Here is a 25,213-nt window from a genome sequence, read left to right on the forward strand (position 1 = left end):
AGACCCCGATCACGTCGGTCCGGCTGACCTACCCTGATCCCATGCGTTTCCTGCCGGGTCAGACCCCGTCCGCCGACCTCACCTACGGGGACGTGTTCCTCGTCCCCTCCCCCTCGGACGTCGCGAGCCGCTTCGACGTCGATCTCGCCACGAGCGACGGCACCGGCTCGACCCTCCCGGTCGTCGCCGCGAACATGACGGCCGTCAGCGGGCGCCGGATGGCCGAGACGCTCGCGCGGCGCGGCGGTCTCGCCGTCATCCCGCAGGACACGCCCACCGAGCTGGTGGCCGCGACGACGGCGTGGGTCAAGGGGCGCCACACGGTCGTCGAGACCCCCGTGCACGTCGCGCCCGACGCCACCGTGCACGACGCGCTCGCGCTCATGACCAAGCGGGCGCACGGCATGGCGGTCGTGCTGAGCGACGGGCGACCGGTGGGCGTCGTCACCCCCGCGGACTGCAGCGGTGTTGACCAGTTCACGGTCGTGGAGCAGGTGATGGCCGCCACGCCCACCGTCATCCGCCAGGAGACGCTCGAGGGCGAGGACGCCGTCGTCGCCGCGTTCGACGCGCTGCACGCCGCCCGCCGCCGGGTCGCTCCCGTGGTGCGCGCCGACGGCACGCTGCTGGGCGTGCTGACGCAGATCGGCGCGCTGCGCTCCTCGATCTACTCCCCCGCGCTCGACGCCGCCGGCCACCTCCGCGTGGCCGCCGCGATCGGCATCAACGGCGACGTCGCCGCGAACGCCTCGGCGCTGCTGGACGCCGGGGTCGACGTGCTCGTGGTCGACACCGCGCACGGTCACCAGTCCAAGATGATCGACGCCCTCCGGGCCGTGCGCTCGGTCTCGAGCGAGGCGACCGTCGTCGCGGGGAACGTCGTGACGGCCGAGGGCGTGAGCGACCTCGTCGCGGCGGGCGCCGACATCGTCAAGGTCGGCGTCGGTCCCGGCGCGATGTGCACGACGCGCATGATGACGGGCGTGGGACGGCCGCAGTTCTCCGCGGTGCTGGAGTGCGCCGCGCGGGCGCGCGAGCTCGGCGCGCACGTCTGGGCCGACGGCGGGGTCCGCCACCCGCGCGACATCGCGCTCGCGCTGGCGGCCGGTGCGTCGCAGGTGATGGTCGGCTCGTGGTTCGCCGGCACCTACGAGTCGCCGGGGGACCTGCACACCGACGGCGACGGCCGCCGCTACAAGGAGAGCTTCGGCATGGCCTCGGCCCGCGCCGTCGCCGCCCGCACGCGCGGCGGTTCCGCGTTCGACCGGGCGCGCAAGGCGCTGTACGAGGAGGGCATCTCCTCCTCGCGGATGTACCTCGACCCCGAGCGCCCCGGCGTCGAGGACCTGCTCGACCAGATCACCGCGGGGCTGCGCTCGGCGTGCACGTACGCGGGCGCTCGCACGCTGGCGGAGTTCCACGAGCGCGCCGTCGTCGGCGTGCAGTCCGCCGCCGGGTACGAGGAGGGCCGCCCCCTCCCCGCCGGGTGGTGACACCGCTCCTGCTCGCCGCGGACACCGGCGACCTCGCCGCCGCCAGCGTCGAGCTGGTGCGCGTGCTGGACCTGCTCGGGGTCGCGGCGAACGTCCTGCTCGCCGGGGTCCTCGCGCGCGAGCACAAGTTCGACCTCGTGGGCTTCCTGGTGCTGGGGGTCGCCGCCGGTCTCGGCGGCGGGATGATCCGCGACACGCTCCTGCAGCGCGGCACGCCGGTGGCGCTGACCGACCTGTCCTACCTGAGCGTCGCGCTCGTCACCGCCGTCGTGGCCTACCTCGTCCACGTCGAGGGTCGGTGGTGGAGCCGCGGCGTGCGCGTGCTCGACGCGATCGCGCTCGGCACGTGGGGCGCCGTCGGGGCGCAGCGTGCGATCGCGGCCGGGCTGCACTGGCTGCCCGCGCTCATGCTCGGCACGATCACGGCCGTCGGCGGCGGCATGGTGCGCGACCTCATGCTGCGCCGCACCCCCATCGTGTTCGGTGGCAACACGCTGTACGCGACGTGCGCGACGGCGGCCGCCGGCGTCGTCGTCCTGGCGGACCTCCTGACCTCCAGCGAGCACCAGGGGCTGACGACGCTCCTCGCCGCCGTGGTCGGAGGAACGTTCTGCCTGCTGTCCTACCGGCTCGGCTGGCGGCTGCCGGAGGCCCGCGACTGGCGGCCGCGGCGCCGGAGCGCACGGCGTCGCCGGGGGACGGCGTGAGTCCCGGCGGGCGGTCCGACGGCGTGCCCGCCCCGCAGCTCGCGCGCCGCGACCTGCTCGAGCTCGCCTCCGGCGCCCGCCCGTGGGCCTCGCCGCTCGGACGCGCCCCGGTGCGCACCGGTGGTCAGCGGCACTCGGCCGTGCTCCTGCTGTTCGGGCTGCTCGAGGAGTCCGACGTCGCCGATCCCGGTCACGCCGACCTCGACCTGCTCCTGACCCGCCGAAGCGACGCGCTGCGGCACCACCCCGGTCAGATCGCCTTCCCGGGCGGCGGGATCGACCCGGGCGAGACGCCCGAGCGGGCCGCGGTCCGCGAGGCGGTCGAGGAGACCGGGGTCGACCCCTCGGGCATCGAGGTGCTCGGCTCCCTGGCCGACGTCCCCGTGGTCGTGAGCGGGAACGTCGTGACCCCCGTCCTGGGGTGGTGGGCCACGCGCTCGCCGCTCGTGCCCGACGGCGTCGAGACGGCCGAGGTGTTCCGCGCGCCCGTGCGCGATCTCGTCGACCCGGCGCTGCGCGTCACCGTCGCGTTCCACCGCGACCGCGAGGCGGGTGCGAGCAGCCGGAGCACGGTGCATCGCGGCCCGGGCTTCCAGGTCGGCGACCGGCTGGTGTGGGGCTTCACCGCGTTCGTGCTCGACGCCGTGCTCACGTCCCTGCGCTGGTCGGTGCCGTGGGACCGCACGCGCGAGGTCGACCTGTGAGACCGGAGGCGGACGTCGCGATCGACGTCGACCTGGTGCGCGCGCTGCTGCGCGAGCAGCACCCCGACCTCGCTGACCTGCCGCTCACCGTCGCGGCCGACGGCTGGGACAACGTGACCCTGCGCCTCGGCGACGAGCTCGCGGTGCGGCTGCCGCGCCGCGCCGTCGCCGTCGCCCTGCTGCGGAACGAGCAGCGCTGGCTGCCGGAGCTCGCGCCCGTGCTCCCGGTCGCGGTGCCCGAGCCCGTGCGGATCGGCGTGCCGAGCGCGGCGTTCGACCGTCCGTGGACCGTCACGCGATGGATCGACGGCGAGCGGTCCGCCGCCCGACCGCGCGCCTCGCGCACGGCGTGGGCGCGCGAGCTCGCGCGCGTGCTGGCGGCGCTGCACGCACCGGCACCCGCCGACGCGCCGCACAACCCGGTGCGCGCCGTACCGCTGCGCGATCGGGACGCCTCGGTCAGGTCCCGGCTGACCGACGAGCACGACCTGGCGTGGGCCCGGCCGCTGTGGCGCGCGGGGTGCGACGCCCCGGGGTGGGCGGGGCCACCGTCGTGGGTGCACGGCGACCCGCACCCCGGCAACGTGCTCGTACTCGTGCTCTCCGGACCCGACGCCCTCGCCGCCCTGATCGACTTCGGCGACGTGAGCGGCGGCGACCCGGCGTGCGACCTCGCGGCGGCGTGGCTGCACTTCGACGACGTCGGGCGGTCGGCCTTCCGGGCCGCCTACGACACGCTCCGGCCGCAGCCCGACCCCGGTCGCTGGGAGCGCGCCGCCGCCTGGGCGCTGGCGATGGCCAGCGCCGTCACGGTCCTCGCCGCCGACGACGAGACGAACGCCGCCTGGGCCCACGGCGCCCTCGCCGAGCTCCGCGCGGGGGCCGCGGAGCCGCTCGGGTGAGCACCTAGGGTGAGGGTCATGCGCGTGCTGATCACCGGGTCCAACGGCTTCGTCGGGATCCGGACGGTGCGCGCGGCGCAGCAGCGCGGCTGGCAGGTCGTCGGCCTCGGGCGCGCGGCCGCGCCCTCGTGCGACGTCGACCACTACGTGCGCCACGACCTCACCCACCCGCTCCCGCCCGACGCCGTCCCCGGCGAGGTCGACGCCGTCGTCCACGCCGCGGCCCTGGCCTCGCCGTTCGCGCCGCCGCGCGACTTCGTCCGGGCGAACGTGCACGGCACGCGCCACGTGACGGCATGGGCGAGCGCGCGAGGTCGCGTCCCGCTCGTGCACGTGTCCAGCTCCTCGGTGCTCTACCGCGACGCCGACCAGCTGGACCTCACCGAGCACTCCCCCGTGACGCCCGACGCCGAGCAGCTGAACGCCTACGCGCGAAGCAAGGCCGTGGCCGAGCGCGTCGTCGCCGACTACGCCGGGCCGTGGTCCGTCCTGCGCCCCCGAGCCGTGATCGGCGAGGGCGACACCGTGCTGCTCCCGCGCATCCTGCGGCTGGCCGACCGCGGCCTCCTGCCGGTGCTCGAACCGCGCGGCGGGCCGCGGGTCCGCGTCGACCTGACCGACGTCGGCACGGTCGCGGAGTACCTGGTCCGCGCGGTCGACCGCGGCGTCACCGGCACGTACAACATCACCAACGCCGAACCCGTCGAGCTCTACCCGTTCGCGCTCGACCTGCTGGCGCGCATCGGCCTGCGCCCGCGGCTGCGCCGCATCCCGCCGACGCTCGTGCGCGCGCTGGCCGGGTGCGGCGAGCACGTCTCGGCGCACCTGCTCGGGCACCGCGAGCCCCCGCTGACCCGCTTCGGCGTCTCCGTGCTCTCGCGGTCGAAGACGTTCGACGTGACGAGGGCGCTGCGCGACCTGGGCGAACCCGCGGTACCGCTGGCCACGAGCGTCGACCGGCTCGTCGCGGACTGGACGAGGCAGCGGGCGCTCGCCCGTGGCTGAGGCGCGCACCGCCGTCGCGGCCGCCGGGATCCTCGCCCTCGCGGGACTCGCCGTGACGCGGACGGTCCTCGCGCGGCGCGTGATCCGCCGCCCCCGCCCGGCCGCACCCACCGCGACCCTCGCGGACGTCACCGTCCTGGTCGCCGTCCGCTCGGGCGACCCCCTCCTGCCCGAGCGCCTGGCCGAGCAGGCCGACGCCCTCGCCCCGGCGCAGGTGCGGCTCCTGGTCGACGACGACGACCGCGCCGGCCGGTCGGCCGCCCTCGCCGCGGCGCGAGGTCGCGACCACGTGACCGTCCTCGACCACCCGCCGCCCCCGCCCGGCACGAACCCCAAGCTGCACAAGCTCGCGCTCGCCGAACCCGACTGCCGCGACGTCGTCGTGGTCCTCGACGACGACACGGTGCTGCCCGACGGCGGCCTGGCGCGCCTGGTCGGCGGGCTCGGGAGCGCCGACCTCGTCACCGGCATCCCGGTCTACCTCGACCGCGGCACGCTGCCCTCCCGCATGGTCGCCGCGTTCGTCAACTCCTCGGCGCTGCCGTCCTACCTCGCGCTCGCCGCCGTCGCCGCGCCGGTCAGCATCAACGGGATGGTGCTCGCGACGCGACGTCGCGACCTGGCGGCGATCGGCGGCCTCGGGACCCTGCTGGACGCGACGTGCGACGACTACGCGCTCGCCCTGGCCTACCGTCGTCACGGCCTGCGGATCGCCCAGCTCGCGCAGCCCGTGCTGCTGGCCACGACGGTCGAGGGGACGCGCGGCTACGCACGACTGCTGCACCGCTGGATGCTGTTCGCGCAGCAGGTGGTGCAGCGCGACCTCACGCCCGGTCTGGTCGGCCTCGTCGTCGTGCCCGCGGTGCTGCCGCTCGTCGTCGTCGCCGCCGCGGTGGCCTCGGGCCCGGTCGCGACCGGCGCCGCGGTCGCCGTCCTGGTCGGGCAGTCCGTCGCCACGCGCGGTCTCCGCCGGGACCTCGGGGTCGGACCCGACGGCACGCGCGGCCTCGGGCTCGAGGTCCTCGCGCTCCTGCTCGCACCGCTGCACGCCACCGCGGCGTTCGTCGGACCGCGGCACGTGCGCTGGCGCGGGCGACGCGTGCGCGTCGGCGTCGGGAGCGCTGCCGACGGCGGGGGCCACCGCCCGTGAGATGGCTCGACGCCCACGCCGGCTCGCCGTCGCTCGCCACCCCCGCCCGCGCGCGCGTCGCGTGGCTGACCGGGCAGAGCTCGTGGCGCCACCAGCGCCTGTCCGCCGCGCAGGAGCGTGTGCTCGACGCGCTGGCCGAGCACGGCTGGGAGCCGCTGCGCGCCGGGTTCCCGTGGACGCGGCTCGCGGCGAGCGCGCCCCCGCGCACCGAACCGCTCGGCACCGCCTCGGTGCGCAACACGGTGCAGGGACTCGCCGCGTACCCCGGAAGCCGGTTCGCCGCCGGTGTCGCCCACCACCTCCAGCCGCTGCTGACGTCCACGCAGGACCGCCTGCTCCTGCTGTGCGCCAGTGCGGGTGCCCGCATGATCACGGGCGCGGCCGGCGCGGTCGACGTGCCCCGGGGGCTGGTGGTCGACGTCGTGGGGATCGGTCCGGTCGGCGCGCTGCCGCGCGCGGGCGGGCCGTGGCGCGTGCACGCGGTCCGGGGCCGCGGCGACTGGCTGAGCGTCGTCGGCCACGCCCGCCGGTTCGACGCGGTGGTGCCCGGCGGGCACCTGAGCGCCGCGACGTCGCGCGCGACGATCGACGCCGTGCTGCGGCTCGCGGGGCCCGCGTGAGCGGCCGCCTCCTGCTCGCCGCTCCCCCGTTCGCGGGGCACCTCAACCCGCTCCTGACGCTGGGCCTCGGGCTTCGCGAGCGCGGCTACGACGTCGAGGTCGCCACCGGTGCGACCAAGGTCGACCTGGTGCGCGACCTCGGCCTGATCGCCCACCCGCTGCTGGCCGACGAGCCGGGGATCTTCGACGCGATCGCCGACACCGCCGGTCCCGTCCGCAGCAACCCGCTGCTCCTGACGCGTCAGCTGCGCGCCAACCTCGCCCTGCTGCCACGGGCCCGCGCCGACCTCGACCGCGTGCTCGCCGACGGCGCGTTCGACGCCGTCGTCGCCGACTTCACCGCCCCCGTCGCCGGCCACGCGGCCCAGGCGGCGGGACTGCCGTGGATCACGACCATGCCGACGCCGTTCGCGCTCGAGACGCGGACGGGAACGCCGTCGTACTGCGGCGGCTGGGGTCCGGCGACCCGGCCGTGGCACCGGGTGCGCGACGCCGCGGGCCGCCGGGCGACGCGCGTCACCAAGCGCGCGATGCAGGCGGTGCTGGCCGGCGCGTTCCGGGCCGCGGGCACCGGCGTCTACCGGGCCGACGGTTCGGAGGCGGCCTACTCCCCCACCGCGATCCTCGGGCTCGGCATGCTCGAGCTGGAGCTCGCGCGTGACTGGCCGGCCCCGTTCGCCATGGTCGGTCCGGTGACGGCGACGCCGGAGCGCCTGCTGCCCGACGACGGTGCTCGCGAGGCCCCCGCCCTGCCGGCGGGGCCGCTCGTGCTCGTCACGGTCGGCACCCACCTGGGCTGGGCGCGCCGCGACCTCCTCGCGCAGGTGCACGCGCTCGCCGCCGCGGTGCCGAGCCACACGTTCGTCGTCACGCTCGGGCAGCGCGGGGCGACCACCACGGCTCCCCCGGCGGAGGCCGGGGGCCACGTCGTCGTCGTCGACCACCTGGCCTACGACGACGTGATGCCATCCTTCGACGCCGTCGTCCACCACGGCGGCGCCGGGGTGTCCTACTCCGCGATCCGCGCCGGCGTCCCCGCCCTCGTGCACCCGCGCGACTACGACCAGTTCGACTTCGCGGCACGGATCGTGGCCGCGGGCGCGGGGCTGCGGACGCGGCGACCGCTGGACCACCCCGCGACGGCGACGGCGCTGCGGGACGTGCTCACGATGGACCGGGCGCGACTGCGCGCGCTGGCGTCCGCGGCCGAGCGCTACGACCCCGTCGCGGCGACGGCCGCCGTCGTCGCACGCCTGATCGCCTAGGAGCCCGAGCGGCCGCCGACGGTCACGACGCCGCCAGCAGCCCCTGGACGTGGGCGATCGCGTCCTCGTCGTGCGAGGGCAGCAGCAGCAGGTCGGGCCGCCGCCGGGCGAGCCGGGCCAGGTCGACGACCGTGCGCCGGTAGCCCGCCCAGTCACGCGTGATCAGTCGCACGACGGGGTGCGGCAGGTCGCCGTGCGTGACGGCACGCAGGTGCCACACGGCGTCGCCGAGCAGCAGCAGCTCGCCCACGGGCGTGCGGACCAGCAGCCCGAGGTGCTCGTCGCTGTGCCCCGGCAGCGGGACGACGACGACGCTTCCGTCCGCGACCAGAGCGTGCGCGGGCGTGACCTCTCCCAGCGGAGCCAGGTCCGCCTCGACCGCCGGGAGCGACGTCGGGTCGAGCACCCGGTCGACGACGTCGTCGGGCAGCAGCGCGGGCAGCCAGCCGCGGCTCAGCCGGCCGAGGCCGCTCGAGCCCCGCATCGCGGTCACCGCGCGCGGGTCGACGACGATGCGCGCCGCCGGGAAGTCGCGCAGGCCCCCGAGGTGGTCGGCGTGCAGGTGCGAGAGCACGATCGTGGTGACGTCCTCGGCCGCGATGCCGCGACGCGCGAGCTGCTCGACGGCGGTCTCGCCCTGCGTCACGTGCACCGGCAGCAGCGCGCCGTACACGCGGTCGATCCCGCGGCCGACCGCGCGCTGCACGCGGGGCGCGTACCCGGTGTCGAAGAGGATGACGCCGTCCGGGTGGTGCACGACCGCGACGAGAGCGGGGAAGCGGACAGGACGTCGCCCGCCGCCACGGCGGGCGACGAGGCCGGGATGGCTCGTCCAGCCGGCGGTCAGCAGCTCGACGTGCGGCTCGACCCGTCGGTCGCCGCCCCCCATCAGTACCGCACCACGGTCGCGGCGAGCGTGAGTCCGGCGCCGGTGCCGAGCAGCAGCGCCGTCGACCCGCGCGTCAGGCGGCCGGTACGCACGGCGTGGTCGAGCGCCGTCGGGATGGAGGCGGAGACCTGGTTGCCGTGCTCGGCGAGGATGTCGACGACGGCATCGGGTCGGGCGAACGAGCGCAGGTAGCGCAGCCCGACCCCGCTGGCCTGGTGCGGGACGACCACGTCGACGTCGGCCACGTCGATCCCGGCCCGCGCGGAGACGTCGCGCAGGAAGCCCGGCAGGTGCCGCGCGACCTGGCGCAGCAGCGCGGCGCCGTCCATCTGGAACAGGTAGGCGCCCGGGTCCTCGGGCGGCGTCATGGGGTTCCAGCGCGTGCCGCCGGCCTCGATGCGGCACGCCTGTGCGGCGGCGGGCCAGACGGCCGAGCGGGACGCGAGCACCGCGGAGTCCTGACCGGGCGCGCTGCGGCCCAGCACCACGGCACCCGCGCCGTCGCCGAACAGCGCGCTCGCCTCGGTGTGGGTGTGGTCCAGCCCCTTGGAGGCGATCTCGCTGGCCACGACGGCGACGCGGTCCCACCGCCCGGCGTCGATCCCGTCCTGGGCGATCCGCAGTCCGGTGAGGAACCCGACGCACGAGGCGTTGACGTCGAACGCGTCGCACCGGCCGCCGTCGACGCCGAGGGCCACGAGCGTGAGCACCGCCGTCGTCGGCATCGGCTGCTCGGGGGCGACGGCGGAGACGATCACGGCGTCCAGGTCGTCGGCCTCGAGGCCGGCCGTCGCCAGGGCCGCCGCGACGGCCGAGGCCGCCAAAACCGAGGAGGTCTCCGCAGGGCCGACCCAGCGTCGCGAGGACACGCCGGAGCGTGCCTCGCTCTCCCCCGGCACGCGCCCGTGGACGCGGTCGAGGTCGGCGGAGGTGACGATCCGGGACGGCCGGTGGGCGCCCGTCCCGAGGATGCGGACGGGGCTCGCTGCAGGCACCGGGACAGACTCGCACACGCGCGGGCGCGCCGGGGAAACGCTCGCCGGTCAGGCGCTCGGGTCGAGCTCCTTCACACCCCACGGCGACCCGTAGGCGGTCAGCAGGTCGAGGAACGGCGTTGCCGGGAACGCCTCGGGGCCGAGCACCCCGGCCCCGGACCAGACGCGCGTGGCGAGCAGCTCCAGCGCGACGACGGGGTTGATCGCGGTCTGCCAGACCACCGCCTGGTGGCCGTACTCCGCCATCGACCAGGCGTTGTCGACCACGTGGTAGAGGTAGGTGGAGCGCGGTCGACCGTCCTTGCCGAGGCCGCGGACCCACAGCCCGGCGCACGTCTTGCCGGTCATCCGGTCACCGAGCGTGGCGGGGTCCGGCAGGCAGGCGGCCACGACGTCGCGCGGCGAGACCGACGCGCCCTTGACCGTCACGGGTTCGGTGGAGTCCAGCCCGAGCTTGTGCAGCACCGTGAGCACCTCGATGAACTCCTTGCCGAGCCCGTACTTGAACGTCACGCGCCTGGCCCCGGTCCAGCGCGGGATGAGGAGCACCTCCTCGTGCTCGACGTTGACGCACTCGACCGGGCCGATGCCCTCGGGGAAGTCGAACACCTCGGGCTCGCTGAACGGTGGCGTCGTGAACCAGCCGCGCCCCTCCTCGTAGATCACGGGCGGGTTCAGGCACTCCTCGATGGTGGTCCAGATCGAGAACGACGGCGCGAAGTCGTACCCCGCCACGGTGAGGTTGGCACCGTCGCGCACGCCGGCCTCGGAGATCTCGGAGAACAGGTCGTCCTCGGCGTGACGCGCGAACACGTCCGCGAGGCCCGGCTCGATCCCCATGCCGACCAGCGCGAGCCGCCCCGCCGCCTCCCACTCGTCCGCGACGGCGAACTGCTCGTCCCCGAGCTTGACGCCGGTGAGCTCGTGCGGCCGCTCGGGGTGCGGGCGCGACAGGCTCATCGCCATGTCGAGGTAGGTGACGTCGGCCCGCGCGCACGCGGTGAAGATCGGCATGACGAAGCGCGGGTCGACGGCGTTGAGCACGTGGGTCGCACCGGTGCGGGCGATGAGCGCCGCGACGTCGTCGGCGCTGCTCGCATCGACCTGCGCCGCCTGGAAGCGGTCGTCGTCGAGGGTGGCGACGGCGCGCTCCGCCCGCGCGACCTCGTGGTCGGCGATCGTGAGCCGGTCGAAGAAGGGGCGGCGGGCGGCGATGGCGGCGACGGCCGAGCCGACTCCCCCGGCTCCGACGACGAGGATGTGCATGCTGATTCCTTCCGGTGCGACTCTCAGAGCCCGCCGTCGACGCTGCGGGGGTAGCTCTCGGGGTTCTCGGGCACGAGGACGTCGGTCTCGGCGTTGAGCGACTCGCCGCGGAAGAACGGGCGCGATCGTGCCCGGGTCGACCAGACCGCCATCAGCACGGCACCGATCAGCAGCGAGCCGATCCCGATGACGAACGTGCCACCCACGCCCAGCAGCGTCGTGTAGCCGTACTCGGTGTCGAGCATGTCGATCGCGGACTGCACGAACGCGTAGCTGAGCATGAGCGCGCCGAGTAGCGGGAAGACGCCCTTGAGAAAGAGGTCCCGCGGCGAGCGGCGCAGGTCGCGGCGGAAGAACCACACGCACGCGAATCCCGTGATGCCGTAGTAGAACGCGATCGCCAGCCCGAGCGAGAGGATCGAGTCCTGCAGGATGTTGTCGCTGACGATCTTCATCCCCACGAAGTAGACGCTCGCGACGACGCCCATCATCAGCGTGGAGAACGACGGCGTCGCGAACCTGGGGTGGACGCCCGCGAACCGCTGCGGCAGCGCCCGGTACGTCGCCATCGCGAGGGTGCCGCGCGCCGTCGGGAGGATCGTGGTCTGGGTCGAGGAGATCGCCGAGACCATGACGGCGAACACCAGCACGAACGCGAGCGGGCCCATGACCGGATCCTTGAGCGCGAGGAAGACGTCGTCCGCGTTGGCCTCGTTGGCGAGACCGACGCCGTCCTCCCCCACCCCGGCGTAGGCCATGGCGGCCACGGTGACGCCGACGTAGGTGATCAGCAGGATCGCCGTCGAGATGATCGCGGCGCGGCCGGGGATGCGTGCGGGGTCCCTCGTCTCCTCGTTCAGCGCGAGGCAGGTGTCCCAGCCCCAGTAGATGAACAGCGCGAGCAGAACCGCCTCGATGAAGCCCGAGTAGTCCGTGAACGCGAACGGGTTGAACCAGCTCCAGTCCACGCTGTCGGAGCCCGGCGCCTGCCCGGTCGCCACCTTCCACACGGCGAGGCCGACGAACAGGGCCAGCGCGAGGTACTGCAGCCCGAGCAGGACGTTCTGCAACCGCTCGCCGAGCTCGAGGCCGCGGTAGCTGACCCAGCACATCGAGGCGATGAACACGACCCCCGTGGCGGTGACGACCGCGGGATTCCCGGCGACGGACTCCTGCCCCACCAGGAGCCAGAAGTAGCGACCGGCCACCTCGGCGAGGTTCGCGAGGACCACGATGCCGGCGACGGCCACGCCCCAGCCGCCCATCCAGCCCACGCGTGGGCCGAACGCCTTGGTCGCCCACGTGAACGTGGTGCCGCAGTCGGGGACGGCGCGGTTGAGCTCCTGGTAGGCGGCGGCGATGAACAGCATCGGGATGAACGCGACGATGAAGGCGATGGGTGCCTGCGCACCGACGGCCATGACCACGAACCCGAGCGTCGCGACGAGCGAGTACACGGGCGCCGTCGACGCCAGTCCGATCACGACCGACCCACCCAGACCGAGGGTGCCGGTCGCCAGTCCCTTGCCGCCCCGCACCGTGTCCGGCGTCGCTGTCATGACCAGAACCTAGGGTTGCCGCCCCGCGCGGTCAACGCCCACACCGTCAACACTCCACCCCGTCCGCCGAGAATGCGCGTGGCTGCCGTATCGCGCCGTTACGGCAGTCGTGTGCATTCCCGACCGGTCGAGCATTCACCGAACATGCGCGCGACTGCCGTATCGCGCCGATACGGCAGTCCTGTGCATTGTCGACAGCCCCGGGGTGGGCGGTGGGCGACGGGCGGTGGGGGTGGGCGGTGGGCGACCGGCGGTGGGCCACCGGCGGAGGGCGCGGGCCTCGACGACGACGGCGCCCCCGGTCCGCTGGGACCGGGGGCGCCGTCGGGGCGCGCTGGTGTCAGGCGACCAGCGAGCGCAGCACGTACTGCAGGATGCCGCCGTTGCGGTAGTAGTCCGCCTCGCCGGGGGTGTCGATGCGGACGACGGCGTCGAAGGACACCACGCTGCCGTCACCCTTCGTGGCGGTCACCGCGAGCGTCTTCGGCGTCCGCCCCTCGTTCAGCTCGGTGATGCCGGAGATGTCGAACGTCTCCGAGCCGTCCAGGCCGAGCGAGTCGGCCGACTCGCCGGCCGGGAACTGCAGCGGGACGACGCCCATGCCGATGAGGTTGGAGCGGTGGATCCGCTCGAAGCTCTCGGTGATGACCGCGCGGACGCCGAGCAGCGCCGTGCCCTTGGCCGCCCAGTCGCGCGAGGAGCCGGAGCCGTACTCCTTGCCCCCCAGCACGACGAGCGGGATGCCGGCCTCGGCGTAGGCGGCGGAGGCGTCGTAGATCGAGGTCTGCTCGCCCGTGAGATGGTTCAGCGTGAAACCGCCCTCGACGCCCTTGCCCTCGTTCCGGTCGGCCAGCAGCTGGTTGCGCAGGCGGATGTTGGCGAACGTGCCGCGGATCATGACCTCGTGGTTCCCGCGGCGCGAGCCGTAGGAGTTGAAGTCGCGACGCTCGACGCCGTTCTCGGCGAGGTAGCGACCGGCGGGGCTGTCCACCTTGATCGCGCCGGCGGGGCTGATGTGGTCCGTGGTCACGGAGTCACCCAGCTTGGCGAGCACCCGGGCGCCCGCGATGTCGGTGACGGGCGTCGGCGTGGCCGGCATGCCCTCGAAGTACGGGGGCTTGCGGACGTAGGTGGACTCGGGGTCCCAGGCGAACGTGTCGCCGTCGGGCGTGTCCAGCCCGCGCCAGCGCTCGTCGCCCGTGAAGACGTCGGCGTAGTCCGAGACGAACATCTCGCGGTTGATCGAGGAGTCGATCGTGGACTGGACCTCCTCGGCGGACGGCCAGATGTCCGCCAGGAAGATCGGACGCCCGTCCTCGTCACGGCCCAGGGGGTCGGTGTCGAAGTTGAAGTCCATCGTGCCCGCGAGCGCGTAGGCGATGACCAGCGGCGGGGAGGCCAGGTAGTTCATCTTCACGTCGGGGTTGATCCGGCCCTCGAAGTTGCGGTTGCCCGAGAGCACCGAGACGACGGCGAGGTCCTCGTGGTTGACGACCTCGGACACGGCCGGGTCCAGCGGACCCGAGTTGCCGATGCACGTGGCGCAGCCGTAGCCCACGAGGTGGAAGCCGAGCTTCTCCAGGTACGGCCACAGGCCGGCCTTCTCGTAGTAGTTCGTCACGACCTGCGACCCGGGGGCCATCGACGTCTTCACCCACGGCTGGGCGACGAGGCCGCGCTCGACGGCCTTCTTCGCGAGCAGGCCGGCGGCGAGCATCACCGAGGGGTTGGAGGTGTTGGTGCACGAGGTGATCGACGCGATCGCGACGGCGCCGTGGAACAGGTCGAACTCGCGGCCCTCGGAGTCGGTCACCGGGACCGTGTGACGCGCGGCGGCCGCACCGACGGCGGGCGGGTCGGAGGCCGGGAAGGACTCCTTCTCGGCCTGGTCGATCAGGTTGACGACCTCGGGCGCGTACGTCGGCAGGTCGCGGGCGAACTGCGTCTTGGCGTGGGACAGCTCGATGCGGTCCTGCGGGCGCTTGGGACCGGCGATCGACGGGACCACCGTGGACAGGTCGAGCTCGAGGTACTCGGAGAAGATCGGCTCGATGTAGTCCGACGCCTCGGGGTCGAGCCACATGCCCTGCTCCTTGGCGTAAGCCTCGACGAGCGCGAGCTGCTTCTCGCTGCGGCCGGTGAGGCGCAGGTAGTCGATCGTGACGCCGTCGATCGGGAACATGGCGGCGGTGGAGCCGAACTCCGGGCTCATGTTGCCGATGGTCGCGCGGTTGGCGAGCGGCACGGCCGCGACGCCGGCGCCGTAGAACTCTACGAACTTGCCGACGACGCCGTGGCCGCGCAGCATCTCGGTGATCGTGAGCACGACGTCGGTGGCGGTGACCCCCGGGGGGATCTGACCGCTCAGCTTGAAGCCCACCACGCGCGGGATGAGCATCGAGACGGGCTGGCCGAGCATGGCCGCCTCGGCCTCGATGCCACCCACGCCCCAGCCCAGCACGCCCAGGCCGTTGACCATCGTGGTGTGGGAGTCGGTGCCGACGCACGTGTCCGGGTAGGCGCGGAGAACGGAACCGTCCGCCGTGTCCACAGAGCGCGTCATGACGACGCGCGCCAGGTACTCGATGTTGACCTGGTGCACGATGCCGGTGCCCGGCGGGACGACCTTGAAGTCGTCGAACGCCGTCTGGCCCCACCGCAGGAACTGGTAGCGCTCGTGGTTGCGCTCGTACTCGAGCTCGACGTTGCGCTCGAACGCGTCGCGGCGACCCGCGACGTCGATCTGCACCGAGTGGTCGATGACCATCTCGGCGGGCGCGAGCGGGTTGATGCGCTTGGGGTCGCCACCGAGGTCCGCGACGGCCTCGCGCATCGTGGCGAGGTCGACGACGCACGGGACGCCCGTGAAGTCCTGCATGATCACGCGGGCCGGCGTGAACTGGATCTCGGTGTCGGGCTGCGCGTCCGGGTCCCACGCCGCGATGGCGCGGACGTGGTCGGCGGTGATGTTCGCGCCGTCCTCGGTCCGCAGCAGGTTCTCGGCGAGGACCTTCAGGCTGAACGGGAGCTTCGACGCTCCCTCGACCGCGCTGAGGCGGTAGATCTCGTACGACGAACCCTCGACCTCGAGGGTTCCCTTGGCTCGGAAGCTGTCCACGGTGCTCATGGGGTCTCCTCCACGTCGCTCGGCGGCGACTGATCAGAATTTATCTCGACGTCAAGATATCTTACCGCGCGGGTGCGGCGCACGGCGACGCGCCAGCGCCTGGACCCCCGTCAGCGCGGCCCCACCGACGGCGACGACGGCGGCCACGAGGAGCCACTGCCGGCCGTCCGGTCGCTCGAGCAGGAAGAACTCGGCGGCGAGCGGGACGTAGGGCGCGGCGAGCCCGGCCAGGGTCAGCCCCGCGACCATCGCGAGCTTCCACCACACCAACGGCCGCGCGTGCAGCACGACCACGACCATGCCGAGACCCAGCGTGCTGAGCGTGGCCAGCGTGCGCGCCGTGGTCGGCCCGGCGACGTCGGGGTCGCCCGCGACCCACGAGACGAGCAGCGCCGCCCCGGCCACGATCACCCCGGCCGGGATCGCGAACGTCAGCACGCGGCGCAGGAACCCGGGGACGTACCGCTCGGAGCTCGCCGGGAGCGACAGCAGGAACCCGGGGACGCCGATCGTCAGGGCCGACACGAGCGTCAGCTGCCGCGGCAGGAACGGGTAGGCGATCGGCACGACGAGCCCGGCCACCACCGTCACCGCCGCCAGCACCGTGGAGTAGACGGTCTTGACGAGGAAGAAGTTGGCCACCCGCTCCATGCTGGCGATGACCCGGCGTCCCTGCGCCAGCACGCCGGGCAGCGTCGAGAACTTCCCGTCCAGCAGCACGAGCCGTGAGACGGCCTTGGTCGCGCGCGCCCCGTTGCCCATCGCGATGCCGAGGTCGGCGGTCTTGATGGCGAGGGCGTCGTTCACGCCGTCGCCGGTCATCGCCACGGTGTGGCCCCGGGACTGCAGCGCCTCGACGATCCCGACCTTCTGCTCGGGCGTGACGCGCCCCAGCACGCGGGTGCCCTCGAGCGCCGTCGCCAGGGCGCCGGTCTCGGTCGGGAGCCGCCGGGCGTCCGCGCCCTCGACCCGCACGCCGGAGCCCTCCAGCTCGACCTTGGTGGCGATCGCGGCGACGGTGGCGGGGTCGTCGCCCGAGATGACGCGCAGACCCACCTCCTGCTCGCGGAAGTAGGACAGCGTGGCCGCGGCGTCGTCGCGCACGTGCTCGCCCAGCACGATCAGCGCGGCCGGCTCGAGGGTCGGCAGCGGTGCGTCGGGGTCGGGGACGGTGGCACCGGCGCGGCACAGCACGACGACGCGCGACCCGTCGCTCGCCCGGGCGTGCGCGGCCTCGAGCGTGCCGACGGCGACGGCGTCGCTCCGGCCCGCGAGCACCACCTCGGGGGCGCCCAGCACCCAGGCGACCCCGGCGACCTGGACGGCCGACCACTTCCGTGCGGAGGAGAACGGCACGGCGTCCGTGATCCGGGCGGACCCGGCACCCGCGGCACGCCCGGCGACGTCGGCCACCCCCGCCCCTATGGCGGCGGCGGTCGCGTTCGCCTCGGGGTCGGCGCCGATCGCCGCGAGCACCCCCAGCACCTCGGGATCGAGGTCGGTCGCAGCGACGGCGTCGGCCCGCCCGTCGGCGTCGACGTGCAGCAGCTCGTCCAGCGCGACGGCGCCGTCCGTGATGGTACCGGTCTTGTCGAGGCACAGGACGTCCACGCGAGCGAGCACCTCGACCGCCGGCAGCTCCTGGACGAGCACCTGGCGCCGCGCCAGCACCACGGCGGCGAGCGCGAAGTTGACCGAGATGAGCAGCACGAGACCGTCGGGGATCATCCCCACGACACCGGCCACGGCCTGCACGACGGCGTCGCGCCACGTGCCGTTCGAGCGGACCACGTCCCAGCCGCCCAGCGCCCTGACCTGGCTGAGCGCGAGCAGGATCGCCATGGGCACGATGAGGAATGTGACCACGCGCAGGATCTTCCCGACGGCGCCCTGCAGCTCCGAGGACGCGAGCGAGTAGCGCCGGGCGGCGGCCGTGATCTTCTGCGCGTAGGAGTCGTCGCCCACGCGCGTGGCGCGCACCCTGGCCGAACCCGCCACGACCGAGGAGCCGGACAGCACCTCGTCGCCGTCGGCCTTGCGCACGGGGCGCGACTCGCCCGTCAGCAGCGACTCGTCGGCCTCCAGGCCGCGGGTCTCCACGACCTCGCCGTCGACCGGGACCTGGTCCCCCGTCGACAGCGCCAGCACGTCGTCGAGCACGATCTCCGCGACCGGCAGCGCCACCTCGACGCCGTCGCGCCAGACCCGCGCGGTCGGCGCGTCCAGGATCGCCAGGTCGTCGAGCGTCCGCTTGGCGCGGTACTCCGTCACCACCCCGACGGCCGTGTTCAGGACCAGCACGAACCCGAAGAACCCGTCCTGCCAGCGCCCGGTCAGCATCACCAGCACGAAGGCCGTGGCGAGCATCGCGTTGAACAGCGTGAGCGTGTTGGCTCGCAGGATCTGCCCGAGGCTGCGGGAGCTGGCGTCGTCGGCGACGTTGACCTGCCCCCGCGCGACGCGCTCGGCGACCTGCGCCGAGGTCAGTCCGGCCGCCCCCGTCGGGCGGGCGGCCGGGGCGGTCACGCCGGTCCGTCCAGGACGGCGACCGCCTCGACGTGGTGGGTGTGCGGGAACAGGTCATAACCGCGCACGTCCCGCACGGTGGCGCCGCCCGCCACCAGGAGCGCCAGGTCACGCGCCAGCGACGCGGGGTCGCACGAGACGTAGACGATGCGCCGCGGCCGAGCCGCGACGATGGCGGCGACGACGTCGGCCCCCGCCCCCGCGCGCGGCGGGTCGAGCACGACGACGTCCGCGCCCTGCGCCGTGGCCTCACCGATCGAGGTCGCCACGTCGCCGTGCACGAGCTCGACCCACGGGTGGGCGTGCGCGTTGCGCCGCGCGTTGCGGACGGCGGCGTCGTCGCCCTCGATCGCGACGACCGTGCCGGTCTCGCCCACGGCATCGGCCAGCGGGAGGGTCAGCAGCCCCGCGCCGGAGTAGGCCTCCACGACCCGGTCGCCGGACCGGACCTCGGCCGCGGCGAGCACCTTCTCGATCAGCAGGCGGGCGGCACCGTGGTGGACCTGCCAGAAGCCGCCGCCCGCCACGCGGTACTCGTACCGGCGCGTCTCGCCGTTCGGGAGGGTCACGAGGACGCGCTCGCGCACGTGCTTGCGCGTGGATCCGAGCGCCTCGCCGTCGACCAGCACGAGCAGCCCGCTCGCCGAGCGCACCAGCTCGACCCGGGCGCCGGGGCGCAGCCGCGTGCCGACCTCGCGGCTGCGGCGCACGTGCTCGGCGATCTCGGGGACCGCGAGCGGCATGGTGCGCAGCGCGACGAGGTCGTGGCTGCGGTGCGGGTGCATCGCGAGGCGGCCCGCGTCGTCGACCACGAGCTCGATGCGCGTCCGCGTGCCGAGACCGTCGGTCTCGCCGGGGACGGGTTCGACCTCGACGTCGGCCAGCTCGAGCTTGCCGATGCGGCGCAGCGTGTCGTTCACGACCGCCGCCTTCCAGGCTCGCTGCGCCTCGAGCGACAGGTGGCCCAGCTCGCCGCCACCGACGCCGCCGGGGCCGGCCTCGGGCCAGACGTGGCGCACGCGGTCGGGCGAGGGCTCCAGCACGCGGGTCGCGTCACCGCGCCAGAACCGGGCGTCCGCGGCGTGCTCGGTGAGCGTCACGTCGACCACCTCGCCCGGGGCCGCGTGCCGCACGAAGATCACGCGGCCCTCGTGGCGGGCGACGGCGTGGCCGCCGTGCGCGGGGGCGCCGACGGTGACGCCGTGGACGATCGGGGCGGGCGCGTCCTGAGCGGGGGCGTCGCCCTCGACCGGGTCGCCGGGCTGGGTGCTGCTGGTGGTGCGGGAGGTCACGGGGTGTCGTCCTTCGTCTTCCACGGCACGGCGGGTTCGTCCCACCGCGTCACTCCGCTGCCACCCTTCGCGGAGTCCAGCTGCCACGGCACGGAGGCCACGACCACTCCGGGGGAGAACAGCAGTCTGCTCTTGAGGCGGAGCGCGCTCTGGTTGTGCAGGAACTGCTGCCACCAGTGCCCCACCACGTACTCGGGCACGTACACGACCACGAGGTCGCGCGGCGAGGTCCGTCGCAGCGACTGCACGTAGTCCACCACGGGCCTCGTGATCTCGCGGAACGGGGAGTCCAGCACGGTCAGCGGCACCGGGACCTCGGCATCGGCCCACGACTGGCGCAGGCGCGCCACGTCGTCGGCGTCGACGCCGACCGTGATCGCCTCGAGCGAGGAGGGCCGGGTGGCCCTGGCGTACGCGATCGCGCGCATCGTCGGCTTGTGCACGCGCGAGACCAGCACCACCGCCTGCACGCGGGAGGGCAGCGCGCGCGATCCGCCGACGTCGTCCAGCTCGAGCTCGACCCGCACGCGGTCGTAGTGCTTGGCGATACTGCGCATCGCGATGAAGAGGATCGCCATCAGCAGCAGCGTGATCCAGGCGCCGCGCGTGAACTTGGTCACCAGCACGATCGCGAGCACGAGCGACGTCAGCCCGAGGCCGAACGCGTTGACGGCGCGCGAGCGGATCATGGTCGCGCGCGCCCGCGGGTCGACCTCGGTGCGCAGCGCCGACGTCCAGTGCTTCACCATGCCGAGCTGGCTCATCACGAAGCTGATGAAGACACCCACGATGTAGAGCTGGATCAGCCGGGTGACGGAGGCGTCGAACAGCCACACCAGCGCGCTCGCGGCGACGGCGAGCGCGACGATGCCGTTGGAGAACGCGAGCCGGTCGCCGCGCGTGTGGAGCTGGCGCGGGAGGAGGCCATCGCGCGCCAGGATCGAGCCCAGCACCGGGAAGCCGTTGAACGCCGTGTTGGCGGCCAGGACGAGGATCAGGCCCGTCACGGCCGTGACCAGGTAGAACAGCGGCGGGAACCCCTGGAAGACCGCCTGGGCGACCTGCCCGATGACGGGGTCCTGCTCGTACCCGACCGGAAGCGCCTCACCTCCGGGGAAGCTCATCTGCTCGTGGGGGTTCTCGGCGTAGCGCACCCCGGTCGCGCGCGCCAGGTAGAGGATCGCGCCGATCATCGTCACCGAGACGAGGCCGAGCAGCAGCAGCGTGGTGGCGGCGTTGCGGGACTTGGGCTCCTTGAACGCCGGGACGCCGTTGCTGATCGCCTCGACGCCCGTCAGCGCGGCGCAGCCCGAGGAGAACGCGCGGGCGAGCAGCATCGCTCCCCCGAGGCCGACCAGGCCCTCCTCGAACCCGGGCTCGGCCACGAGCTCGAACGCGGCGCTCTCGGCGGGCTGGAGCGTGCCGGCCAGCGCCTGGAACGTGCCGACCACCGCGAGGAGGCCGATCGACCCCATGAACAGGTAGACCGGCAGCGCGAACGCGGTGCCGGACTCCCGCACTCCGCGCAGGTTCATCACGGTCAGGAGCGCGATGCCGCCGACGGCGATGGCCGCCTCGTACCCGCGCGCCGCCGGGACGATCGCCCCGAGGTACTGCGACGCCGTCGAGATCGACACCGCCACGGTGAGCACGTAGTCCACGAGCAGCGCGCTCGCGACGCTGATGCCGGCGTTGCGGCCGAGGTTGGTGGTGGCGACCTCGTAGTCGCCGCCGCCCGAGGGGTAGGCGTGCACGGTCTGCCGGTAGGAGGCCACCACCGTCAGCATGACCACGACGACGGCCAGGCCGATCCACGGCGACAGCGCGTAGGAGGCCATCCCCGCGATGGAGAGCGTCAGCAGGATCTCGTCGGGCGCGTAGGCCACGGACGAGAGTGCGTCGGAGGCGAAGATCGGCAGCGCGATCCGCTTGGGGAGGAGGGTATGGCCGAGCTTGTCGCTCGAGACGGGTTTGCCGACGAGCAGCCGCTTGGCCCCGTCCAGGATTCCGGGCACGGGCCACAGCCTAGGCGCGTGTAGCGTCTGCGTCGTGCACGTCGTGATCATGGGCGCCGGACGGGTGGGCGTGACCCTCGCGGAGACCCTCGAGAAGCAGGGCCACTCGGTGGCCATCATCGACTCCAACCCGGATGCGTTCCGCCGGTTGGGTCCCGACTTCTCTGGTCGGCGGGTGACCGGGCTCGGCTTCGACCGGGACGCGCTGACGCAGGCCGGGATCGACGAGGCGTACGCGTTCGCGGCCGTCTCCAGCGGCGACAACTCCAACATCCTCGCGGCGCGCGTGGTGCGGGAGACGTTCGGCGTCGACAACGTCGTCGCCCGCATCTACGACGCCGGACGTGCCGCCATCTACTCGCGTCTCGGCATCCCGACGGTCGCCACCGTGCGCTGGACCGCTGACCAGATGATGCGTCGGCTGCTGCCCGCCCGCGAGGTGACCGAGTACACCGACGCCTCCGGCCGCGTCAGCATCGTGGAGATGAGCATCCACCGCGCCTGGATCGGCCACGCCGTGACGTCGCTCGAGCAGGCGGCCCAGGCCAGGGTCGCGTTCCTGACTCGATGGGGCAGCGGTGAGATCACGCGCCCGGACCACGTGGTGCAGGAGAACGACGTCGCGCACGTGCTGTGCGAACCCGAGCGGGCCAACGCGATCCAGCGCGTCCTGGCCACGCCGCCCACCCGGAGGAGCGAGTCATGAGGGTCGTCATCGCCGGGGCCGGCAGCGTCGGACGGTCCATCGCCCGCGAGCTGCTGGGGCACGGTCACGAGGTCACGCTCATCGACCGCAACCCCGCCGCGATGCGGGTCGCGAGCGTCTCCGACGCCGAGTGGCTCCTGGGCGACGCGTGCGAGATGACGATCCTGGAGCAGGCCAGGCTCGAGGAGTGCGACGTCGTCGTCGCCGCGACGGGTGACGACAAGGTCAACCTGGTGCTCTCCCTCATCGCGCGCACCGAGTTCGCGGTCCCGCGGACCGTCGCCCGCGTCAACAACCCCAAGAACGAGTGGATGTTCGACGACACGTGGGGCGTGGACGTCCCGGTGTCGACGCCGCGCATCATGACGGCGCTCGTGGAGGAGGCCGTGAGCGTCGGCGACCTGGTCAAGCTGTTCGAGCTGCAGGCCTCCGGCGCCGGCATGTACGAGGTCACGCTCGCCGACGACTCCCACCTCGTGGGCGTGCGGGTGGGCGAGGTGGCGTGGCCGGCCGACGCCGTGCTCGCCACCATCCTGCGCAGCGGCCGGGCGATCCCGCCCAGTCCCGACGACACGCTCGAGGGTCACGACCAGCTGGTGTTCGTCATCTCGACGCCGCTGGGCGACGGGCTCACCGCCCCGGCGACGCCTCCGGCGCAGGAGCTGCAGCGGATCTTGGACGAACCAGCAGCCACGTGACCCACAGGACCAGCGCCCACAGCGGCAGTCCCATGATCAGGCGGGCGGTCCCGAGCCAGGCGACCTCGGAGCTGAGGTAGAGGGGCACCTGCACCGCGAGGCGGAGCAGGAAGGCGCCGCACCAGAGCACGGTCGCCAGCGAGTAGCGGCGCAGGCGGTCGGGGTCCTGGCGCCACGACGTGTCGAGCGCGCGCTCCCCCGTCCCGGGCTTGTCCAGCGCGGGGTCGAGCCCGAGCGCCGAGACGACCAGCCCGACCAGCGGGCGTCGAACGAGGAGCGAGATGCCCGTGACCAGCACGAACGCGGCGTTGGTGATCAGGCCCCAGACGTAGTAGTCGCCGGCCTCGCCCGAGCGCCAGGCCGCGAACGCACCGATCGCGACCCCGAGCACGCCGCCGAATGCGTACGTCACCGAGCTGCGGCGCACCAGGCGGGCCACGACGGCGACCGCCGCCACCGCGAGCGCGGCGACCACGGGCGGGACGACCTCGTTCGTGATGACGTACACGACCACGAAGACGATGCCGGGCGCAACGGACTCCACCAGGCCGCGCCAGCCACCGACGGCCTGCTCGATCGAGAAGTCCTCGCCGCCGAGCGCGCCGAGGCCGGTGGCGGGGACGCGCTCCCCCGGTGCGGTCCCGGGTGCGGGACGGGGGTGCTCGTGCTCCGGCAGGCTCATGCGGGCTCGCTGACGGGGAGCAGGTCGTAGGTGGGGTTGTGGATCACGAGGCGGGGCCGACCCGCCTCGCGGCGCGAGACCATCCCGGTGGCGAGCAGGCGGCGGCCGGGGGTGATGCCCGGGATGTCGCCGCGCCCGGTCCAGACCAGGTCGAGGCTGCCGGTGCCGTCGAACAGCTCGGCCCGCAGCGCCGTCGTCGAGCGCGTGGGCGCGTAGGTGACGCTGCGGAGCACGCCGGCCACGTGGGCGCGGCTGCGCGGCTCGACGGCGCCGATGGCCTCGACGTCGTAGGTGGCCACCCAGGCGCGCTGGTCGGACGCGTGGATCTCCTCGTGCGAGGCGAGCAGCCGCGTGCGCTCCACCGTCCTCACCGCACCTCGGAGATCTCTGGACCGCGCGGCGCGAGCAGGTTCGGCGCCTGCATCGGGGCCGGCAGCGGCGCCTCGGGCGCACCGGCCGGTCGGCCGGGCATCGTCAGCGCGAGGAGCTCGCTCGGCGGTCGGGCGTCGGTGCCGCGCACGACGACGATCTCCGAGAAGTACTGCTCGAGGTCGCGGGCGGCGGTCTTGTCGGCCACCGCAGCGCCCGTCAGGACACCGCGCAGGAACCAGCGCGGCCCGTCGACGCCGAGGAAGCGCGCCGGTCGGCGTCCGACGTTGCCCTGGGCGTCCTTGACGGGCAGCAGCGCGAGCAGCTCCTTGCCGAACGGCCCGGTCGTCTCGGTGACCTGGCCGCCCTGCTTGGTGATCGACTCGGAGATCTGGGCGCGGATGTCCTCCCAGATGCCCGCGGTGCGCGGGGCGGAGAACGCCTGCACCTGCAGGTTGGACTGACCGATGGAGACGTTCGCAGCGATCACCCGACGGCTCGCGCGATCGAGCTCCATCCGCAGCGCCATGCCGTGGCGACCGGGGATCTTCAGCGCCCCGAGGTCGACCCGCCCGGGCTTCTCCTGCGCGTCCGCCTCGTCCCAGGGGCCGCGCTCGGAGTCGACCGGGAGAGCGCCGTCGGGCGATGCGCCCTCGACCGCCGCGTCGGCGCCCGCGGTCCCGCCGTCGGTGGAGTCGACCTCCGCCACGTCGTCCGGAGCGGCCGGATCCTTGTCGGCGTCCTTGCGCCGACGACCGAACAGTGCCATCAGATGTCCTTCCCCGCGGACGCGTGCCCGCCTGTGGAACCGAAGCCGCCCTCACCGCGCGCCGCCTCCGGCAGCGCGGTGACGACGTCGAACAGGGCGGTGGCGACCGGCTGCACCAGCAGCTGGGCGATCCGATCACCCCGAGTCACGGTGACCGACGCGGTGCGGTCGGTGTTGACGAGCACGACGGCGATCTCGCCGCGGTAGCCGGCGTCGATCGTTCCCGGTGCGTTGAGGACCGTCAGGCCCTGCCGCAGCGCGAGGCCCGATCGCGGGTGCACGAGTCCGACGTAGCCCACCGGGAGGGCGAGCGCGACACCTGTCGGCACCAGGGCCCGCTCCCCCGGGGCCAGCACGACGTCGGTGCGAGCGAGCAGGTCGGCGCCGGCGTCTCCGGGGTGCGCGTAGCTCGGGACGGGAAGGTCGGGGTCGAGCCGAACGAGGGGGACGGTCACCGTGCTGCTCACCCGCCCA

The 25,213-nt window shown here is 73.9% G+C and carries 22 protein-coding genes; 10 read left to right on the forward strand and 12 right to left on the reverse strand.

Annotated features, from left to right (window positions below; all coding sequences use genetic code 11):
* The first annotated feature begins 41 nt into the window (after nt 1-41).
* Genes SERN_RS12035 through SERN_RS12070 form a run of 8 tightly spaced genes read left to right on the forward strand, consistent with a single transcriptional unit; the run spans nt 42 to nt 7,846 of the window.
* Nucleotides 42-1,493, forward strand: coding sequence for a GuaB1 family IMP dehydrogenase-related protein (locus SERN_RS12035; protein WP_135850334.1), 1,452 nt, complete (start codon nt 42-44; stop codon nt 1,491-1,493).
* Nucleotides 1,487-2,200, forward strand: a complete 714-nt coding sequence (locus tag SERN_RS12040; RefSeq protein ID WP_233251653.1) for a trimeric intracellular cation channel family protein — start codon at nt 1,487-1,489, stop codon at nt 2,198-2,200. The genes SERN_RS12035 and SERN_RS12040 overlap by 7 nt, the downstream gene beginning before the upstream one ends.
* Entirely contained in the window at nt 2,197-2,904 is a 708-nt protein-coding gene (locus SERN_RS16005) for an NUDIX hydrolase (RefSeq protein ID WP_269846146.1), read from the forward strand. The genes SERN_RS12040 and SERN_RS16005 overlap by 4 nt, the downstream gene beginning before the upstream one ends.
* Nucleotides 2,901-3,806 carry an aminoglycoside phosphotransferase family protein gene (locus tag SERN_RS12050; protein ID WP_135850335.1) on the forward strand — a complete coding sequence of 302 codons (906 nt, stop codon included), beginning with the start codon at nt 2,901-2,903 and terminating at the stop codon, nt 3,804-3,806. Before SERN_RS16005 ends, SERN_RS12050 begins: the two co-directional genes overlap by 4 nt.
* An 18-nt stretch (nt 3,807-3,824) precedes the next feature.
* A complete protein-coding gene (locus tag SERN_RS12055; protein WP_135850336.1) occupies nt 3,825-4,811 on the forward strand; it encodes an NAD-dependent epimerase/dehydratase family protein in 987 nt (328 codons plus the stop codon).
* Complete coding sequence (locus tag SERN_RS12060) at nt 4,804-5,961, forward strand: glycosyltransferase (RefSeq protein WP_135850337.1); 1,158 nt, start codon at nt 4,804-4,806, stop codon at nt 5,959-5,961. The genes SERN_RS12055 and SERN_RS12060 overlap by 8 nt, the downstream gene beginning before the upstream one ends.
* Entirely contained in the window at nt 5,958-6,581 is a 624-nt protein-coding gene (locus SERN_RS12065; protein WP_135850338.1) for a hypothetical protein, read from the forward strand. The genes SERN_RS12060 and SERN_RS12065 overlap by 4 nt, the downstream gene beginning before the upstream one ends.
* Nucleotides 6,578-7,846: a glycosyltransferase gene (locus tag SERN_RS12070; protein ID WP_135850339.1), complete on the forward strand. Its 1,269-nt coding sequence runs from the start codon at nt 6,578-6,580 to the stop codon at nt 7,844-7,846. The genes SERN_RS12065 and SERN_RS12070 overlap by 4 nt, the downstream gene beginning before the upstream one ends.
* Before the next feature lie 22 nt (nt 7,847-7,868).
* Here SERN_RS12070 and SERN_RS12075 read toward each other — a convergent pair whose 3' ends face one another.
* From SERN_RS12075 to SERN_RS12110, 8 genes are all read right to left on the reverse strand, one after another.
* A complete protein-coding gene (locus SERN_RS12075; RefSeq protein WP_135850340.1) occupies nt 7,869-8,735 on the reverse strand; it encodes an MBL fold metallo-hydrolase in 867 nt (288 codons plus the stop codon).
* On the reverse strand, nt 8,735-9,730 hold the full coding sequence (locus tag SERN_RS12080) for a 3-oxoacyl-ACP synthase III family protein (protein WP_158292648.1): 996 nt from the start codon (nt 9,728-9,730) through the stop codon (nt 8,735-8,737). Before SERN_RS12080 ends, SERN_RS12075 begins: the two co-directional genes overlap by 1 nt.
* A gap of 48 nt (nt 9,731-9,778) precedes the next feature.
* Nucleotides 9,779-10,996, reverse strand: a complete 1,218-nt coding sequence (locus tag SERN_RS12085) for a saccharopine dehydrogenase family protein (protein ID WP_135850342.1) — start codon at nt 10,994-10,996, stop codon at nt 9,779-9,781.
* Between the two features lie 23 nt (nt 10,997-11,019).
* Nucleotides 11,020-12,555: an APC family permease gene (locus tag SERN_RS12090; protein ID WP_135850343.1), complete on the reverse strand. Its 1,536-nt coding sequence runs from the start codon at nt 12,553-12,555 to the stop codon at nt 11,020-11,022.
* Nucleotides 12,556-12,895: 340 nt separating this feature from the next.
* Nucleotides 12,896-15,682: an aconitate hydratase AcnA gene (gene acnA / locus SERN_RS12095; RefSeq protein WP_135850344.1), complete on the reverse strand. Its 2,787-nt coding sequence runs from the start codon at nt 15,680-15,682 to the stop codon at nt 12,896-12,898.
* Nucleotides 15,683-15,733: 51 nt separating this feature from the next.
* Nucleotides 15,734-18,208 (reverse strand): HAD-IC family P-type ATPase, encoded by a 2,475-nt coding sequence (locus SERN_RS12100; protein ID WP_135850345.1) that lies wholly within the window; start codon nt 18,206-18,208, stop codon nt 15,734-15,736.
* A complete protein-coding gene (locus SERN_RS12105; protein WP_135850346.1) occupies nt 18,205-19,500 on the reverse strand; it encodes a class I SAM-dependent RNA methyltransferase in 1,296 nt (431 codons plus the stop codon). Before SERN_RS12105 ends, SERN_RS12100 begins: the two co-directional genes overlap by 4 nt.
* On the reverse strand, nt 19,497-21,515 hold the full coding sequence (locus SERN_RS12110; RefSeq protein WP_233251654.1) for an APC family permease: 2,019 nt from the start codon (nt 21,513-21,515) through the stop codon (nt 19,497-19,499). The genes SERN_RS12105 and SERN_RS12110 overlap by 4 nt, the downstream gene beginning before the upstream one ends.
* 49 nt (nt 21,516-21,564) lie before the next feature.
* On the opposite strand from SERN_RS12110, the gene SERN_RS12115 reads away from it, so the two are divergent.
* Both SERN_RS12115 and SERN_RS12120 read left to right on the forward strand, forming a co-directional pair.
* A complete protein-coding gene (locus SERN_RS12115) occupies nt 21,565-22,221 on the forward strand; it encodes a potassium channel family protein (RefSeq protein WP_135850559.1) in 657 nt (218 codons plus the stop codon).
* A complete protein-coding gene (locus SERN_RS12120) occupies nt 22,218-22,919 on the forward strand; it encodes a potassium channel family protein (protein WP_135850348.1) in 702 nt (233 codons plus the stop codon). The genes SERN_RS12115 and SERN_RS12120 overlap by 4 nt, the downstream gene beginning before the upstream one ends.
* Here SERN_RS12120 and SERN_RS12125 read toward each other — a convergent pair.
* From SERN_RS12125 to dut, 4 genes are read right to left on the reverse strand one after another with little or no spacing between them, the layout of a single operon-like run.
* Entirely contained in the window at nt 22,852-23,601 is a 750-nt protein-coding gene (locus tag SERN_RS12125) for a DUF3159 domain-containing protein (protein WP_135850349.1), read from the reverse strand. The genes SERN_RS12120 and SERN_RS12125 overlap by 68 nt on opposite strands.
* Nucleotides 23,598-23,963 (reverse strand): OB-fold nucleic acid binding domain-containing protein, encoded by a 366-nt coding sequence (locus SERN_RS12130; protein WP_233251655.1) that lies wholly within the window; start codon nt 23,961-23,963, stop codon nt 23,598-23,600. Before SERN_RS12130 ends, SERN_RS12125 begins: the two co-directional genes overlap by 4 nt.
* Before the next feature lie 5 nt (nt 23,964-23,968).
* Nucleotides 23,969-24,739, reverse strand: a complete 771-nt coding sequence (locus tag SERN_RS12135; RefSeq protein WP_135850351.1) for a DUF3710 domain-containing protein — start codon at nt 24,737-24,739, stop codon at nt 23,969-23,971.
* Complete coding sequence (gene dut / locus SERN_RS12140; RefSeq protein WP_135850352.1) at nt 24,739-25,206, reverse strand: dUTP diphosphatase; 468 nt, start codon at nt 25,204-25,206, stop codon at nt 24,739-24,741. The genes SERN_RS12135 and dut overlap by 1 nt, the downstream gene beginning before the upstream one ends.
* Nucleotides 25,207-25,213: the final 7 nt, after the last annotated feature.

It is taken from the genome of Serinibacter arcticus, assembly GCF_004786095.1.
GTDB classification, from domain to species: domain Bacteria; phylum Actinomycetota; class Actinomycetes; order Actinomycetales; family Beutenbergiaceae; genus Litorihabitans; species Litorihabitans arcticus.

What these genes read in the sequence shown, in the direction of transcription:
- SERN_RS12035 (WP_135850334.1), top strand. Translation starts at nt 42, where the DNA reads ATGCGTTTCCTGCCGGGTCAGACCCCGTCCGCCGACCTCACCTACGGG.
- SERN_RS12055 (WP_135850336.1), top strand. Translation starts at nt 3,825, where the DNA reads ATGCGCGTGCTGATCACCGGGTCCAACGGCTTCGTCGGGATCCGGACG.
- SERN_RS12075 (WP_135850340.1), bottom strand. Translation starts at nt 8,735, where the DNA reads ATGGGGGGCGGCGACCGACGGGTCGAGCCGCACGTCGAGCTGCTGACC.
- SERN_RS12085 (WP_135850342.1), bottom strand. Translation starts at nt 10,996, where the DNA reads ATGCACATCCTCGTCGTCGGAGCCGGGGGAGTCGGCTCGGCCGTCGCC.
- SERN_RS12090 (WP_135850343.1), bottom strand. Translation starts at nt 12,555, where the DNA reads ATGACAGCGACGCCGGACACGGTGCGGGGCGGCAAGGGACTGGCGACC.
- acnA (WP_135850344.1), bottom strand. Translation starts at nt 15,682, where the DNA reads ATGAGCACCGTGGACAGCTTCCGAGCCAAGGGAACCCTCGAGGTCGAG.
- SERN_RS12115 (WP_135850559.1), top strand. Translation starts at nt 21,565, where the DNA reads ATGGGCGCCGGACGGGTGGGCGTGACCCTCGCGGAGACCCTCGAGAAG.
- SERN_RS12120 (WP_135850348.1), top strand. Translation starts at nt 22,218, where the DNA reads ATGAGGGTCGTCATCGCCGGGGCCGGCAGCGTCGGACGGTCCATCGCC.
- SERN_RS12125 (WP_135850349.1), bottom strand. Translation starts at nt 23,601, where the DNA reads ATGAGCCTGCCGGAGCACGAGCACCCCCGTCCCGCACCCGGGACCGCA.
- SERN_RS12135 (WP_135850351.1), bottom strand. Translation starts at nt 24,739, where the DNA reads ATGGCACTGTTCGGTCGTCGGCGCAAGGACGCCGACAAGGATCCGGCC.